The following is a 15,587-nucleotide window of genomic DNA, read 5'->3' as shown; positions in this document are numbered from 1 at the left end:
CGTGCGGGGGGCACCGCGCCGTGGACCCGGTGATCATTGCCGGAGCGGGGCCCGTGGGACTCGCTCTGGCCCTTGCGCTGGCCCGCCAGGAGGTCCCCTCCGTGGTCCTCGACGAGGGGCCGGGCAAGGACGAACTGCGGCTCGCGCGGACCGTGGTGCTGCGCGAGGACACGGTCGCCCTCGTCGAGCGGCTGACGGGTCTGCCCCTGGACGACGCCGGCTTCCGTTGGGCCGGATGGCGGTCGATGCGGCGCAGACAGGTGATGCGCGAGATCACGTTCGGCGGGGAGACGTCCCGGAACGCGGAAGGCCCCGGCGACGGGGAGGAGTTCAGCGCCCCGCTGCACATCGCCCAGCACGCGCTGACCGGCGCCCTGCGCGAGGCCGTCATCCACGAGCGGCTCGTCAAGGTCGCCGTGCACAGCCGCCTCGACTCCGTCGAGCAGGACGCCTCCGGCGTCACCGCGCACACCCGGGGCCCCGACGGCACCTGGTGGCGCGGCAGTTACCTGGTCGGCTGCGACGGGCCGCGCTCGACGGTGCGCAAGCTCCAGGACATCCGCTTCCCCGGACGCACCGCCGTCGAACGGCACGCCGTGGCGGCCCTGCGCACGGAACTGCCCTGGCCCGGAGAAGCGTTGCTGCACCGGATGACGCCCTGGCGCACCTCCGGCCCCTCCACCGGTGAGGTGAGCGCCCGTCCACTCGCCGAGGACGTCTGGCGGCTGGACTGGCTGCTGCCCCCGGGCAAGGACCTCGTCACGCCCGATCTGCTGGTGGCGCGCATCCGGGAGACCCTCGGGGGCTGGAGCGGCGGAGCCACACCCGCGTACGAGCTGCTCGACACCGGGGTCCACACGGTCCACCACCGGCTGGCCCGGCGCTGGCGCGCGGGCCGGATCTTCCTCGCCGGGGACGCGGCCCACCTGCTGGGCGCCCTCGGCACCCAGGGCCTGGACGAGGGACTGCGGGACGCCGACAACCTCGCCTGGAAGCTGGCCCTCGGCTGGCACCACGGCCCGCACACCGCCCTCCTCGACAGCTACCAGGCGGAACGGCGCGCGGTGGTCGCCGCCCGGCTGCGCGCCGCCGACCAGGCGCTGCCCCTGCTGCGGAACGGCGGCGGCCTGCGCTCCTACGTCCCCGGGTCCGCCCGCGGCCACGACGCGTTGCTCACGGACGGCCACCTCGGGCGCGGCCCGCTGGGCGCGCCGGGGGCGTACACCGGCTCCCCGCTCATGCCCCCGCCCGCCGAGTCACGCGCCCTCGTCGACACCGAGCCCGGGGCACCGGTCGCCGACGTACGGGTGACCGCGGAGGACGGCTCGTTCGTACCGCTGCGGGAGCGGCTCGGGCGCGGGGTCCTGCTCGTCGTGCTGATCGCTCCGGGTACGGGGGTGTGGGCGCGCAAGCACTGGGTGACGGCCGGGATCATGCCGCGGCTCGCCGCCGCCGTGACCGCCCTGCCGCACCCCGCGGAACTGCTCGTCGCGGAGAGCTATCCGGGCGCGGCGGCACACACCGTGCTGCTGGTCCGCCCCGACGGGCACCTGGTCACCGCGCTCGGCGGGGTCCGGCCGGCCGATCTGTACGAGGCGGCCGAGGCCGCGCTCGGCGGACCCGCGAACGCCGACTCCGAGAACGCCGCGGAGGCGACCGCGGGCAGAAGGTGAACGCCTTGTGACCGTCCGGCCCGGGGAGCCTGACCACCCCCGGGCCGTCATGGTCCACATGGTGACGGTGAGTTGACCGGTCTCCGCCTCCATGGTCTACTCCGGATCGTGACCGACACCTGTGTGCGCCTGTGGCGGAGGGTCCATATGGACCTCGTCCGCTATGCGGGCTGCGTGTGTCGTCCGTCCTTCTGACTTCGCATCCTCAATTCTCCGCGCGCCGCCCCGTGCCGCCGCGCGCTCCTCTCGCGAACTCTCAGGACGGTCCCGAGTGTCTGTGCCACCCCCTGTCTCCACGCCTGTCTCCACGCCTGCCCCCGTCGCCGCCTCCCTGCCCTCCGCCGTCTCCGACGCGCCCCGTCCCCCCACCCAGGCCGACCTGCTGGCCTTCGTACGCCGCACGGCGGCCGACGCCGAGCTGATCGCCTCGCTTCCCCTCGACCCCGAGGGCCGTACCTGGGTGCGGCTCGAGGGCCCCGGCGGCAGCGAGGCCTGGCTCATCGGCTGGCCGCCCGGCACCGGAACCGGCTGGCACGACCACGCCGAATCGGTGGGCGCCTTCCTCACCGCGTCGGGCGAACTCAAGGAGAACTCGCTCGCCGTCCGGCTGCCCGCCGACGGCTGGAAGACCCTGGAACTCACCGAGGAGATCGACCGGGAGCGGAAACTGCCCGCAGGTACCGGCCGCGGCTTCGGCCGCCATCACGTGCACGAGGTGCTCAACGAGTCCGCCGAGGAGCACGCGGTCTCGGTCCACGCCTACTACCCGCCGCTCCCGCAGATCCGCCGTTACAGCCGTACCGGCCAGATCCTGCGCCTGGAGCACGTCGAGCGTCCGGAGGACTGGCAGTGAGCGGCTCCCGACAGCCCCTGGGCATCGACGCGTTGCTGGAGCAGGTCCGCGCGGGCCTGGACCGTGTGGAGGCCGGGGACGCCTTCGAAGCCGTACGACGTGGCGAAGCGCTTCTGGTCGACACCCGGTACGCCGCCCTGCGCGAACGCGACGGTCTGGTCCCCGGCGCCCTCGTCATCGAGCGCAACGAACTGGAGTGGCGGCTCGACCCCACGGGCAGCCACCGCGTCCCGGAGGCCACCGGTCATGACCTGAGGATCGTGCTGTTCTGCGACGAGGGTTACGCCTCCAGCCTCGCCGCCGAGTCCCTGCGACGACTGGGACTGCACAGGGCCACCGATCTCGTCGGCGGTTTCCAGGCGTGGAAGAGCGCCGGCCTTCCGGTGACGGCCGCCGGCACGGAGGGCTGACCCCGCTCCCCCCCGAAGGACGGTCACCGATACGCCCATGGCAGACCGGTCAGGCCGACGTGCGCACGGCCTGGTCGGTTCTGCGCACGCACGGGCAGCCGGCCGAGGGGCGCGCACCGAAATGTCCGGTCAAGCCGGTACCAGGCCGGACCGGTCGAGGCGCCCCGACCGCGACCCGGACGAGCCGCCTCGTACGGGTCGCCCTCGTACGGAAGTCCGCGAGGGTGCGCGTACGGGTGTCCGTGGGACCCGTGGGACCCGTGGGATCAGAACCCCTCGTCCTCGAGCCCTTCCGTGTCCTCGCCCTCTTCCTCCAGCGCCCGGCGGACCACGCGCAGGGCCATGCCCTGGGAGTAGCCCTTGCGGGCGAGCATGCCGGCGAGGCGTCTCAGCCGCTTGTCGCGGTCGAGTCCGCGGGTGGAGCGCAGCTTGCGCTCGACCAGCTCACGCGCGGTCGTCTCCTCCCGCTCGGAGTCGAGCTGCCCGACGGCCTCGTCGATCAGCGTCGATTCCACGCCCTTGGTCCGCAGTTCCTGGACGAGCGCCCGCCGGGCCAGCCCCCGGCCATGGTGCCGGGACTCGACCCAGGCGTCCGCGAAGGCGCCGTCGTTGATCAGCCCGACCTCCTCGAACCGTGACAGCACTTCGTCCGCCACCTCGTCCGGGATCTCGCGCTTGCGCAACGCGTCCGCCAGTTGCTTGCGCGTGCGCGGGGTCCCGGTGAGCAGGCGCAGACAGATCGCTCGCGCCCGCTCAGCCGGGTCCGCCGGGGACTCCCCCTTCTCGGCCCTCGACGAGGAGGAGGAGCCTCCGTCTCGCGGGTCGCCGGACGGCTCACCGAAACCGCCGCGCCTTCGACCCCGTCCACCGTGCGGTCCGCCCTCGGCGCGGCCACCGCGCCGGGAGGCCGTGTCCGGCGAACCGTGCCCGCGCGGCAGACCGTCACCGTGCCGCGCGTCACCGCCCGTCGGATCACCGTCGTCCGGATCACCGTCGTCCGGACCGACGCCGTGGAAACCATCGGTTCCATAGAGCCCGCCGTCGGTGCCGTACGGCCGCCCGCCGTACCCCCCGGCACCGTCGTAGGGCCGATCGCCCTCTCCGGCCGGGCCGCCGTCGCCCCCGCCGTACCCCTGCCCCGACCCCTCGGGGAGGGGATAGGTGTACTCGGCCCAGTCGGTTCGTCGTGTCATGGACTAGCTCTTGGCCGCGGCGGCCTTGGACTTGGTGGTCTTGGCGGCCGGAGCGGGCACCGTCTTCGCGGCGTCGTCCGGGGTGGCCGAGACCGCGGCGTCCGCGCCCGGCTCGCCGGCGGGCTGCTCGGGCCTCACACCGACGCCCAGCTTCTCCTTGATCTTCTTCTCGATCTCGTTGGCGAGGTCGGGGTTGTCCTTCAGGAAGTTGCGGGCGTTCTCCTTGCCCTGGCCGAGCTGGTCGCCCTCGTACGTGTACCAGGCGCCGGCCTTGCGCACGAAGCCGTGCTCCACGCCCATGTCGATCAGGCCGCCCTCGCGGCTGATGCCCTGCCCGTAGAGGATGTCGAACTCGGCCTGCTTGAAGGGCGGCGAGACCTTGTTCTTGACGACCTTGACGCGCGTGCGGTTGCCGACCGCCTCCGTGCCGTCCTTCAGCGTCTCGATGCGGCGGATGTCGAGTCGCACCGAGGCGTAGAACTTCAGCGCCCGGCCACCGGTCGTGGTCTCCGGGGAGCCGAACATCACGCCGATCTTCTCGCGGAGCTGGTTGATGAAGATCGCCGTGGTCTTCGACTGGTTGAGCGCGCTGGTGATCTTCCGCAGGGCCTGGCTCATCAGACGGGCCTGCAGACCCACGTGCGAGTCGCCCATCTCGCCCTCGATCTCCGCCCGCGGCACCAGGGCGGCGACGGAGTCGATGACGATGAGGTCGAGCGCACCGGAGCGGACCAGCATGTCCACGATCTCCAGCGCCTGCTCGCCGTTGTCCGGCTGCGACAGGATCAGGTTGTCGATGTCGACGCCGAGCTTCTTCGCGTACTCGGGGTCGAGGGCGTGCTCGGCGTCGATGAACGCCACCTGGCCGCCGGCCTTCTGCGCGTTCGCCACCGCGTGCAGGGTGAGGGTCGTCTTGCCGGAGGACTCCGGGCCGTACACCTCCACCACTCGGCCGCGCGGCAGGCCGCCGACACCGAGGGCGACGTCGAGCGCGGTCGACCCGGTGGGGATGACCTCGACGGGCTCGTTCGGCCGCTCGCCCAGGCGCATCACGGCGCCCTTGCCGAACTGTCGTTCAATCTGCGCGAGCGCGGCGTCGAGCGCCTTCTCGCGGTCGGTTCCTGCCATGGGTTCCACCCGGTTTGCTTGAGTCGATCGCTTCACGTCAAAGACGCTAACGCCTGCCACTGACAATGCGCCCCGACGGCCGTCCGGCCTGTGGACAACTCGGGCATATTCCTGTCGAAACCATGCCGAATCACCCGTCGAAAGCCTCGCCGGAACCCCCATGAGAATGGATGTTCGATTTTTGTGTCAAGCGCGCCACACGGCACTTCCGAGACCGTGTCCGCGCCCCGACGCCGCCCGAAGATCCACTGGTCCCGGCCCGGCGTCCGCCCCGGGCCGGGACTACTCTCCACGGCGTAGGGCCGGTGCCTTCGGCCGTACGACGACGCCGGCGGGCCCTCCCGGCAGGCTGTGGGCCATGCCGACGACGAGAACCCGACCCCCCACACCGCCGGAGCTCCCGCTCCGGCCGGCCGAGCGGCTCTGCCGCGCGACGGGCGCCCTGCTCGTCCTCTCGGGCCTCCTGCACCTGCTGGTCCTCGCCGTCGACGGCGGCCCGTGGGACGGCCCCGTCTCCTGGCGCAAGCCCGTCACCTTCGGACTCTCCTTCGGGCTGACCCTGGTCGCGGTCACCTGGGTCACCTCGTACGTGCGGATGGCAGCGGGGCCGCGTGCCGCGCTGCTCCTCGTGTTCGCCGCCGACTGCGTGGTGGAGGTCGGCGGGATCACCCTTCAGGCGTGGCGCGGGGTGCCCTCGCACCTCGACATGGAGACCGGCTTCGACACGGCGGTGTCCATGACGCTCGCGGTGGGCGGCGGGGTCCTGGTCGTGGTGCTGACCGCGTTCGCGGTCGCCTCCTTCCGGAGCCGGCCCGCGGGGCCCGCCGGCATGCCGCTCGCCGTGCGCTCGGGGTTCGCGATCCTGCTCGTGGCGCTGGCGTCGGGCGCCGTGATGATCGCGCGCGGGGTGATCCTCACCAGGACCGGCCACCAGGAGGCCGCGTACCACTCGACGGCTCCGCTCAAGCCGCTGCACGGCGTGAGCCTGCACGCCGTGCTGGTGCTGCCCGCGCTGGCCTGGCTGCTGTCGCGCACCGACCGGAGCGAGGCGGCCAGGGAGCGGATCGTGCTGTGGGCGGTCGGCTGTTACGCGGCGGCCGTCGTCGCGACCGGTGTCCAGGCCGCCCTCGCCTGGTGAACGCCGCCCCTCCGGCACCCGGTCACGTCACCTGCCGAGCTGCCGCCGCACGCGTGCGAGGAGGCCCGCCGAACTGCGCGTGCGGTGCCCGTGCACCCGCGGGTCGTCCGTGACGTCGTAGCGCTTCACGTACGCCCCGAGGAACGCCTGCAGGGTGGCGACGGCGGGAATGGCGATCAGCGCGCCGACGGCCCCGAGGAGCGCGGTGCCCGCGATCACGGACCCGAAGGCGACCGCGGGGTGGATGTCCACCGTCCTGGAGGTCAGCTTGGGCTGGAGGACGTAGTTCTCGAACTGCTGGTAGACCACGACGAAGACCAGGACCCACAGCGCGTACCAGGGGTCGATCGTGAACGCGATCAGCATCGGCAGGGCGCCCGCGAGGTAGGTGCCGATGGTCGGGATGAACTGCGAGACCAGACCGACCCACACACCGAGCACGGGCGCGTAGGGCACGCCCAGCGCCTCCAGCAGGATGTAGTGGGCGACGCCCGAGATCAGTGCCATCAGGCCGCGCGAGTACAGGTAGCCGCCGGTCTTGTCGACGGCGATCTCCCAGGCGCGCAGCACCTCGGCCTGCCGGGCCGGCGGCAGCACCGAGCACAGCGCGCGCCGCAGCCGGGGTCCGTCGGCGGCGAAGTAGAACGAGAACAGCGCGACCGTCAGCAGCTGGAAGAGGCCGCCGAGCACCTGCCCGGACACGTCCAGGACGCCGGTGGCGCTGTTCTGCACGTACTTCCGCAGCCAGTCGGAGTGGAGCAGGCCCTCCTGGATGTCGACCCGCCTGAGGTCGGTGTGGAAGTGCGTGTTGATCCAGTTGATGACCGAGTCGAGGTAGTCGGGGAAGCCCTCGATCATCTTGATGATCTGGCCCGCGAGCATCGAGCCGAGCAGGGTGAAGAACCCGGCGATCATGATCAGCGAGCCCAGGAAGACGAGGAAGGTGGCCAGCCCCCTGCGCATGCCCCGGGAGGCCATCCAGCTGACCGCGGGTTCTATCGCGAGCGCGAGGAAGAACGAGATCAGGATGTTGATCAGCAGGCCGGTGAGCTGGTGGAAGGCCCAGCTGCCCAGCTGGAACACGGCGACGAGCGTGAGCGCGAGCACCATGGCGCGCGGCAGCCAGCGCGGCATGCGCGCGCCGGGCCCGGCGGCGTCGGCGCCGGGCGGACCGGGCGGCGTCGTGCCGAGCGGTGATGACTGCTGATCGACCTGCGTGTTCTCGTCTGTCGGGGCCACCCGCCAAGTCTGGCCCACGCCGCCGACACCGGATCCACGTCCCCCCGGTCTTTCCCGGTTCCCGGGTCCGCTTCAGTGGTTTTCGTGCGGAACGTTCATCGTCGCGCACACCACGCGCCACACGTCCTTGGCCTCCCAGCCCGCGTCCAGCGCCTCGCGGACGGTGTGCCCGCCGAGTTCCGTCATCACATGATCGCGCGCGAACGTCTCGGCGTAGCCCGCGCCGAAGTGATCAGCCATTCGCTGCCAGAAGACCGTCAACCGCATGACTCCAGTATCCCGCCCCTGAGAGTGGGCCCGAGCCGGGACCGCTTTCCGAGACCGCTTTCCGCCCTACGGTCTGACGCATGGCCGAAACCGGAGCACCTCCACTCCCCCAGACGCCCCCCGCGCACTCGCCTCTCGCGCGTGCCGAGCACTTCGTCTGGCTCACCGCACGCGTGCTGGAACAGCGCCGCTTCGCCTACCACTTCCTCGGTGGCGGCGCCGACGCGGTGGAGACGGCGTTGGCCGCCTACCGCAACGACGACGAGGGGTACGGGCACGCGCTCGAACCCGATCTGCGCGGCCCGGTCAGCCAGCCGCTGCACACCGGGCACGCCCTGCGCGTGCTCGACTCGATCGGGCGCTGCGGCGGGCAGCGCGTGGAACGGGTGTGCCGCTATCTGACCTCCGTGTCGACCGCGGACGGCGCGCTGCCGGCCGTCCATCCGAGCCAGCGCGGCTATCCGGCGGCCCCCTTCGTTCCGGTCGTCGACGATCCGCCGAGCGAACTCCTCGCCACCGGCCCGGTCGTGGGCCTGCTGCACCGCAACGAGGTGTGGAACGCCTGGCTTTTCCGGGCCACCGACTTCTGCTGGCAGGCGGTGGAGTCCCTGGAGAAGTCCCATCCCTACGAGGTCGAGGCGGCCGTCGCCTTCCTGGACTCCGCGGCCGACCGCCCGCGCGCGGAGGCGTGCGCCGACCGGCTGGGGCGGCTCGTCCGCGAGCAGCGGCTCGCCGCGCTGGACCCCGGGCATCTGGAGGCCTACCCCGTGTCGCCCGGCTACGCGCCGGGGGAGCACCACTTCCCGCACGACTACGCGCGGACGCCGGACTCGCTCGCGCGCGCGTGGTTCACCGACGAGGAGATGGCCCGTTCACTGGACCACCTCGCGGACGAGCAGCAGGAGGACGGCGGGTGGCCGGTCCGCTGGCGCCAGTGGGCCCCCGGCACCGCGCTGGAGAGCCGTCCCATCGTGACCGTCGAGGCGCTGCGCACGCTCCGGGCGTACGGCCGGGCCGTCGGCTGAGGCCGTCGGCGGTCCGCCCCCGGGCTCTCCGGTGCGCCCAGGGGCTCCATGGCGTCCGAGGTCTCCGGGGGCTCCGAGGTGTCCGGAGGCCCGGAGCGTCCGGAGGCGGTGCCGCGGGTCCGGGTGTCAGCCCGTCAACGCGCGGACCCCGGCCGTCACCACCACCGCCGCGGCGACCACCACCAGGAACGGGGCACGCAGGATCAGCGCGACGGCCGCCGCGGCGAGCCCGGCTGCCTTCGCGTCGACCACGAGCACCCGCCCGTCGGCGAAGGTCTGCTGGGCCGTGAGGGCGGCCAGGAGCGCGACGGGCAGCAGAGCGGCGAGGCGTTGCACGAGCGGCCGCTCCAGCACGCCCGCGGGGATCAGCAGACCGATGAGTTTGACGGCGTAGCAGCCCACGGCGGTGGCGCCGATGGCGATCCAGATGTTCATCGCTCTTCTCCCCGCACGTCCGGTCCGCCGTTCCGCCCGTCGGCCGGTGGTTCGTCCACGGCACCGGCCGGGGTCCCGTCCGACACGCCGGCGGAGGCGTCGCGGGCGGTGTCCGCGCGGCGGCGCCCCGTCACGTAGAGCACGGCGGGGGCGGCCAGGGCGGCCACCAGCACCGGGACCCCGGCGGGCAGCACGGGCAGCAGGCCGAGCCCCAGAAGGACGGCGATTCCCGCGACGGCGCGTTCCGTGGCGGTCTTCAGCATCGGCGCCAGCAGTGCCAGGAACACCGCGGGCCCGGCCGCGTCCAGGCCCCACGCGTCGGTGTCGCCGATGGCCTCGGCCCCGGCCGCGCCGAGGAGGGTGGTGAGGTTCCACAGCAGATAGAGGGACAGCCCGGTGACGGTGAAGCCGATCCGGACGCTGCGGCGGGTGGGCTGGGCGAGCGCCACGGCCGTGGTCTCGTCGATCACCCACTGGGCGGCGAACGGGCGCACCGCGCGCGGGAGGGCCAGGAGCTGGGACAGACGCAGTCCGTAGAAGGCGTTCCGGACCCCGAGGAAGAACGCCCCGGCGGCCGCGGTGAGCGGGTTGCCCCCGGCCGCCAGCGCGCCCACGAGCGCGAACTGCGAGGCCCCGGTGAACACCAGGAGGCTGAGGGCGCAGGTCTGGAGCAGGCTGAGGCCGCTGCCTGCCGAGGTCACCCCGAAGGCGAAGCCGGACAGTCCGACGGCGACCCCGACTCCGAGGGCGTCGCGGACGACGGCCGCGTCGGGTTTTCCGTGTTGTTCACCGCGTATGTCCGGGGGAGCTGTCTGTTGTGCCACGCCTCGGACGGTACGAGGAGACGCCCGCCCGCGTCTTGTACGTTCTTGCGCTCCCGCTGGTAGGCGCCCGGGGGTACGCCCACGATCCGGCTGAAGTGACGGTTGAGGTGCGGCTGGTCGGTGAAGCCGACGGCGACGGCCGCCTCGGCGGGGGTGGACCCGGCGTCCAGCAGCCGGCGTGCCCGGCGCACCCGGGCGTCGGTCAGCCAGGTGTGGGGCGGCATGCCGTAGGCGTCCCGGAAGGCGCGCAGCAGCGCGAACGGGCTGGTGCCGAGTTCGGCCGCGAGCCGCTCCAGGGTCGGCGGCTCGGCCATCCGCTCGTCCAGCACGCCACGCGCGCGTGCCGCGAGCCGGCCGCCGGCGGTGCGCACGGCCCGCTGCGGCAGCGGCCCTCCGTTCAGGCGCAGCAGCCGGGTCACGGCGACCCTCAGCAGGGTGTCGGCGGCCAGCGCGTTGCCCTCCTCGGCGGCCCTGAGCACTTGGTGGACCAGGCTCGCCGCGTAGGGGTCGTCGAGCACCGGGCGGCTGAATCCCGGGGTGCCGCGAAGGGTGGTGGTCTCGGCGGCGATCTCGGCCACCGTGTCCGGCGAGGGGTACACGGCGCCGTACCTCCAGCCCTCGGGAACGCCCGCGCGCCCGGTGTGCGGGGTGTCGGGGTTGACCAGGGCCAGCGAACCCGGGCCCACGTACTGGTCGGCGCCGCCGTGGTGGAAGACCTCGACGCCCTCGGCGACGGCGGCGATGACGAAGTTCTCGTGGGTGTGCCGCACGAAGATCTTCTCGACGTAGCGGGCCCGCAGCAGATCGACACCGGGCAGCTCCGGATACTGCCAGTGCCGCGCCCGCTCCTGCCCCGAACCTGCCACGTCCTCATTGTCCGCCACCGTGCCGTCCGCCATCGTGCCGGGAGCGGCCGCCGACGCCCGCCCCGCTTCGTCCCGTGTGCCCGGACCGGCGCGGCACGGTTCTCCCCCGACCCGCCCGGTCGTGACGTTCTCGCAGCTCGGCGCGGTTGTCAGTGGGCGGGTGCAGGATGGACGCATGGTCAGCTCCGCGCACCCTGCGCTCGACGGCTTCTCCCCCGCGACCCGCGGCTGGTTCACGGGGGCCTTCTCCGCGCCCACCGCGGCCCAGGCCGGGGCGTGGGCGGCCATCGGCGCGGGCTCGGACGTGCTGGTGGTCGCCCCCACCGGCTCCGGCAAGACGCTGGCCGCGTTCCTCGCCGCGCTGGACCAGCTGGCCTCGACACCGCCGCCGGCGGACCCGCGCAAGCGCTGCCGGGTCCTGTACGTGTCGCCGCTCAAGGCACTCGCGGTCGACGTGGAGCGCAATCTGCGCAGTCCGCTGACCGGCATCCGGCAGGAGTCCGTGCGGCTCGGACTGCCGGAGCCGGAGGTGAAGGTGGGCATCCGTTCCGGCGACACCCCGCCCGCCGAGCGCCGGGCGCTGGCCACCCGCCCGCCGGACATCCTGATCACGACCCCCGAGTCGCTGTTCCTGATGCTGACCTCGGCCACGCGCGACGCGCTGACCGGCATCGAGACGGTGATCCTGGACGAGGTGCACGCTGTCGCGGGCACCAAGCGCGGCGCCCATCTCGCGCTCACCCTGGAGCGCCTCGACGAGCTGCTGCCGAAACCCGCCCGGCGCATCGGCCTCTCCGCGACGGTCCGTCCCGTGGACGAGGTGGCGCGCTACCTCTCGCCCCGCCGCAAGGTGGAGATCGTCCAGCCGCCGTCCGGCAAGGAGTTCGACCTCTCCGTGGTCGTCCCGGTGGAGGACCTGGGCGAGCTGGGCGGGTCCCCCGCCGCCGACGGCAAGGAGGGTGCGGAGAAGCCCTCCATCTGGCCGCACGTCGAGGAGCGGATCGCCGACCTCGTCCAGTCCCACCGCTCGACGATCGTGTTCGCCAACTCGCGCCGGCTGGCCGAGCGCCTGTGCAACCGGCTCAACGAGATCGCGTACGAGAGGGCGACCGGCGAGCCCCTGGAGGAGGCCCACGCGCCGGCCGAGCTGATGGGCGGCTCGGGCGCGGCCCAGGGGGCGCCGCCCGTCATCGCCCGCGCCCACCACGGTTCGGTCTCCAAGGAGCAGCGGGCGCAGGTCGAGGAGGACCTGAAGGCCGGCCGCCTGCCCGCCGTGGTCGCCACCTCCAGCCTCGAACTGGGCATCGACATGGGCGCGGTCGACCTCGTCGTCCAGGTCGAGTCGCCGCCGTCCGTGGCCTCGGGGCTCCAGCGCGTGGGCCGCGCGGGTCACCAGGTCGGCGCGGTCTCCACCGGTGTCGTCTTCCCCAAGTACCGGGGCGATCTGGTGCAGTCGGCCGTGGTCACCGAGCGGATGCGCACCGGCTCCATCGAGTCCCTGCGGGTCCCCTCCAATCCGCTGGACGTGCTGGCCCAGCAGCTCGTGGCCATGACGGCGCTCGACACCTGGCAGGCCGACGATCTGCTCGCCACGGTCCGCCGGGCGGCCCCCTTCGCCTCGCTCCCGGAGTCGGCGTTCACCGCCGTGCTCGACATGCTCGCGGGCCGCTATCCGTCGGACGCCTTCGCCGAGCTGAGGCCCCGCGTGGTGTGGGACCGCGTCGCGGGCACGGTGACCGGCCGCCCCGGCGCCCAGCGTCTCGCCGTCACCTCCGGGGGCACCATCCCCGACCGCGGACTCTTCGGGGTGTTCCTCGCGGGGACCGACCCCAAGAAGGGCGGCGGCCGGGTCGGCGAGCTCGACGAGGAGATGGTCTACGAGTCCCGGGTGGGCGACGTCTTCACCCTCGGCACCAGCTCCTGGCGCATCGAGGACATCACCAGGGACCGGGTCCTGGTCTCCCCCGCCCCCGGCGTCCCCGGCCGGCTGCCCTTCTGGAAGGGCGACCAGCTCGGACGTCCGCTCGAACTGGGGCGCGCGGTCGGCGCGTTCCTGCGGGAGGTCGGTTCGCTCCCCGAGGAGGACGCCCGGCTACGCCTGCTCGCCGCGGGCCTGGACACCTGGGCCGCGGGCAACGTCATCGCCTACCTCACCGAACAGCGCGAGGCGTGCGGGCACGTCCCGGACGACCGGACGATCGTCGTCGAACGCTTCCGCGACGAGCTGGGCGACTGGCGCGTGGTCGTGCACTCCCCCTTCGGCGCCCAGGTCCACGCCCCCTGGGCCCTCGCCCTGGGGGCCAAGCTGTCCGAGCGGTACGGCATGGACGCGCAGGTCATGCACGCGGACGACGGCATCGTGCTGCGCCTGCCCGACGCCGATCTGATGGGCCTGGACCTGCTCGACCAGGAGCCTTCGAAGGCGGGCGCGGAGTGGGACGCGGAGCAGGCGCCGGTCGGCGCGGCGGACGTCGCCTTCGACAAGGGCGAGGTCGACCGGATCGTCACGGACCAGGTCGGCGGTTCGGCCCTCTTCGCCGCCCGCTTCCGCGAATGCGCCGCCCGCGCCCTGCTCCTGCCGCGCCGCAACCCCGGCAAGCGCACCCCCCTGTGGCAGCAGCGGCAGCGTGCCGCCCAGCTGCTCCAGGTGGCCGGTGAGTTCGGTTCGTTCCCGATCGTCCTGGAGGCGGTGCGCGAGTGCCTCCAGGACGTCTTCGACGTGCCCGGCCTCGTGGAGCTGATGGGCGACATCGAGTCCCGCAAGGTGCGGCTCGTCGAGGTCACCACCCCCGAGCCCTCCCCCTTCGCCCGCTCCCTGCTCTTCGGGTACGTCGCCCAGTTCCTGTACGAGGGCGACTCGCCGCTCGCCGAGCGGCGGGCCGCCGCGCTGTCGCTCGACTCGAGGCTGCTGGCCGAGCTGCTGGGCCAGGCCGAGCTGCGCGAGCTGCTGGACGCCGACGTCCTGGCCGAGCTGGAGCGCGAGCTCCAGTGGCTCACCGAGGACCGCCGCGTCAAGGACGTGGAGGGCGTCGCCGACCTGCTGCGGCTGCTCGGGCCGCTCACGGAGGGCGAGCTGGCCGAGCGGGGCGCGCAGCCGCAGTGGGCGAGCGAGCTGGCCGCCGCCCGTCGCGCCATCCGGGTCCGGATCGCCGGAGCCGACCACTGGGCGGCCGTCGAGGACGCGGGCCGGCTGCGCGACGCGCTCGGCACGGCGTTGCCCGTCGGGGTCCCGGAAGCCTTCACCGAGCCGGTCAAGGATCCGCTCGGCGATCTCCTCGCCCGGTACGCCCGCACCCACGGGCCGTTCACCTCCGCCACGGCCGCCGCCCGCTTCGGTCTCGGTACGGCCGTCACCGACGGCGCGCTGCACCGCCTCGCCGCGAACGGCCGGGTGGTCCAAGGGGAGTTCCATCCGGCGGGCATCGGCCAGGAGTGGTGCGACGCGACGGTCCTGCGCAGGCTGCGCCGCCGTTCGCTCGCGGCGCTGCGCCATGAGCTCGAGCCGGTCCCGCCCGCCGCGCTCGCCCAGTTCCTGCCGCAGTGGCAGCACGTGGGCAGCGGCCACGGGCTGCGCGGCGTCGACGGGCTGGTCCGCGCCGTCGAGCAGTTGCAGGGCGCGTCCGTGCCGGCGTCCGCGCTGGAGAAGCTCGTGCTGCCGTCCCGGGTCGCCGGTTACGCGCCCGCGCTGCTCGACGAGCTCACGGCCGCCGGTGAGGTGCTCTGGGCCGGAGCGGGTTCCCTGCCGGGCAAGGACGGCTGGGTGTCGTTGTACCTCGCGGACGCCGCGCCCCTGCTCCTTCCCGCCGCGCACCCCCTGGAGCCGACGGCCCTGCACCAGTCGGTCCTCGACACCCTCTCGGGGGGCTACGGCCTGTTCTTCCGCCAGATCGCCGACCAGGTCCGCGCCACCACGCACCCCGACGCGACCGATCCCCACCTCGCCGACGCGATCTGGGAGCTGGCCTGGTCCGGGCGTCTGACGAACGACACGCTCGCGCCGATGCGCTCCCTCCTGGGTTCGGGCCGCACCGCGGGATCCACGGCCCACCGCGCCAAGCGCTCGGTCCCCCGCGGACGTTACGGCTCCCTGACCGGAGGGGCGCGCCCCCAGTCGCGCACCGGTCCCCCCACGGTGGCGGGCCGCTGGTCCCTGCTGCCCGAACGCGAACCCGACGGCACCGTCCGCGCCCACGCCCTGGCCCGGACGCTGCTCGACCGGCACGGGGTGGTGACCCGGGGAGCCGTCGCGGCGGAAGGCGTGGAGGGAGGCTTCTCGGCGGTGTACCGCATCCTGTCGGCCTTCGAGGACAGCGGCCAGGCCCGGCGGGGCTATGTGGTCGAGGGGCTCGGCGCGGCCCAGTTCGCGATGGACGGCGCGGTGGACCGGCTCCGGGCGGCGGCGAACGCGCGCGACCGGGGTGCCGCCCTGTTCGAACCGGCCGTCCCCGACGACTCTCCCGCTGCCCACGGCTTCCCGGACAGCGCCGCCTTCCCCCGCTCCCCCTCGGGTTTCGACGGCACGGGTCGGGGCGGCGA

The 15,587-nt window shown here is 73.5% G+C and carries 14 protein-coding genes; 7 read left to right on the top strand and 7 right to left on the bottom strand.

Going from position 1 to position 15,587, the window contains the following annotated elements; translation table 11 throughout:
* Nucleotides 1-20: 20 nt before the first annotated feature.
* The 4 genes from CW362_RS31055 (at nucleotide 21) to CW362_RS31045 (ending at nucleotide 2,936) form a co-directional block, all read left to right on the top strand.
* Nucleotides 21-1,673, top strand: a complete 1,653-nt coding sequence (locus tag CW362_RS31055; protein ID WP_103552935.1) for an FAD-dependent monooxygenase — start codon at nucleotides 21-23, stop codon at nucleotides 1,671-1,673.
* 108 nt (nucleotides 1,674-1,781) lie between these two features.
* Complete coding sequence (locus CW362_RS45725; protein WP_318722129.1) at nucleotides 1,782-1,868, top strand: putative leader peptide; 87 nt, start codon at nucleotides 1,782-1,784, stop codon at nucleotides 1,866-1,868.
* 76 nt (nucleotides 1,869-1,944) lie between these two features.
* Nucleotides 1,945-2,526, top strand: a complete 582-nt coding sequence (locus CW362_RS31050) for a cysteine dioxygenase (protein WP_420856887.1) — start codon at nucleotides 1,945-1,947, stop codon at nucleotides 2,524-2,526.
* A complete protein-coding gene (locus CW362_RS31045; RefSeq protein WP_240658125.1) occupies nucleotides 2,523-2,936 on the top strand; it encodes a rhodanese-like domain-containing protein in 414 nt (137 codons plus the stop codon). The genes CW362_RS31050 and CW362_RS31045 overlap by 4 nt, the downstream gene beginning before the upstream one ends.
* 266 nt (nucleotides 2,937-3,202) lie before the next feature.
* On the opposite strand, the gene recX is transcribed toward CW362_RS31045, so the two are convergent.
* Both recX and recA read right to left on the bottom strand, forming a co-directional pair.
* Nucleotides 3,203-4,129: a recombination regulator RecX gene (gene recX / locus CW362_RS31040; protein ID WP_103552932.1), complete on the bottom strand. Its 927-nt coding sequence runs from the start codon at nucleotides 4,127-4,129 to the stop codon at nucleotides 3,203-3,205.
* 3 nt (nucleotides 4,130-4,132) lie between these two features.
* Entirely contained in the window at nucleotides 4,133-5,257 is a 1,125-nt protein-coding gene (recA, locus tag CW362_RS31035) for a recombinase RecA (RefSeq protein ID WP_103552931.1), read from the bottom strand.
* A gap of 358 nt (nucleotides 5,258-5,615) precedes the next feature.
* On the opposite strand from recA, the gene CW362_RS31030 reads away from it, so the two are divergent.
* Entirely contained in the window at nucleotides 5,616-6,395 is a 780-nt protein-coding gene (locus CW362_RS31030) for a hypothetical protein (RefSeq protein WP_103552930.1), read from the top strand.
* Between the two features lie 27 nt (nucleotides 6,396-6,422).
* On the opposite strand, the gene CW362_RS31025 is transcribed toward CW362_RS31030, so the two are convergent.
* Together CW362_RS31025 and CW362_RS31020 are read right to left on the bottom strand one after the other, a co-directional pair.
* Nucleotides 6,423-7,634: an AI-2E family transporter gene (locus CW362_RS31025; protein ID WP_103552929.1), complete on the bottom strand. Its 1,212-nt coding sequence runs from the start codon at nucleotides 7,632-7,634 to the stop codon at nucleotides 6,423-6,425.
* A gap of 72 nt (nucleotides 7,635-7,706) precedes the next feature.
* Nucleotides 7,707-7,901: a DUF3046 domain-containing protein gene (locus tag CW362_RS31020; RefSeq protein WP_103552928.1), complete on the bottom strand. Its 195-nt coding sequence runs from the start codon at nucleotides 7,899-7,901 to the stop codon at nucleotides 7,707-7,709.
* A gap of 80 nt (nucleotides 7,902-7,981) precedes the next feature.
* Between CW362_RS31020 and CW362_RS31015 the strand changes: the two genes are divergently transcribed.
* Nucleotides 7,982-8,926, top strand: coding sequence for a hypothetical protein (locus CW362_RS31015; protein ID WP_103552927.1), 945 nt, complete (start codon nucleotides 7,982-7,984; stop codon nucleotides 8,924-8,926).
* Nucleotides 8,927-9,052: 126 nt separating this feature from the next.
* Here CW362_RS31015 and CW362_RS31010 read toward each other — a convergent pair whose 3' ends face one another.
* Genes CW362_RS31010 through CW362_RS31000 form a run of 3 tightly spaced genes read right to left on the bottom strand, consistent with a single transcriptional unit; the run spans nucleotide 9,053 to nucleotide 11,051 of the window.
* The gene (locus CW362_RS31010; RefSeq protein WP_103552926.1) at nucleotides 9,053-9,361 is read right to left on the bottom strand and encodes an AzlD domain-containing protein; all 309 of its coding nucleotides are present in this window, start codon (nucleotides 9,359-9,361) and stop codon (nucleotides 9,053-9,055) included.
* The gene (locus CW362_RS31005) at nucleotides 9,358-10,158 is read right to left on the bottom strand and encodes an AzlC family ABC transporter permease (RefSeq protein WP_240658127.1); all 801 of its coding nucleotides are present in this window, start codon (nucleotides 10,156-10,158) and stop codon (nucleotides 9,358-9,360) included. The genes CW362_RS31010 and CW362_RS31005 overlap by 4 nt, the downstream gene beginning before the upstream one ends.
* Nucleotides 10,059-11,051: an AraC family transcriptional regulator gene (locus CW362_RS31000; RefSeq protein WP_240658124.1), complete on the bottom strand. Its 993-nt coding sequence runs from the start codon at nucleotides 11,049-11,051 to the stop codon at nucleotides 10,059-10,061. The genes CW362_RS31005 and CW362_RS31000 overlap by 100 nt, the downstream gene beginning before the upstream one ends.
* A 175-nt stretch (nucleotides 11,052-11,226) precedes the next feature.
* On the opposite strand from CW362_RS31000, the gene CW362_RS30995 reads away from it, so the two are divergent.
* Nucleotides 11,227-15,587: ATP-dependent helicase (locus tag CW362_RS30995; protein WP_240658123.1), on the top strand; the 4,361-nt coding region annotated here is incomplete at its 3' end.

Source organism: Streptomyces populi, assembly GCF_002911015.1.
Taxonomy (GTDB): Bacteria; Actinomycetota; Actinomycetes; order Streptomycetales; family Streptomycetaceae; genus Streptomyces; species Streptomyces populi.
This window is presented reverse-complemented; position numbering and strand designations above follow the sequence as displayed.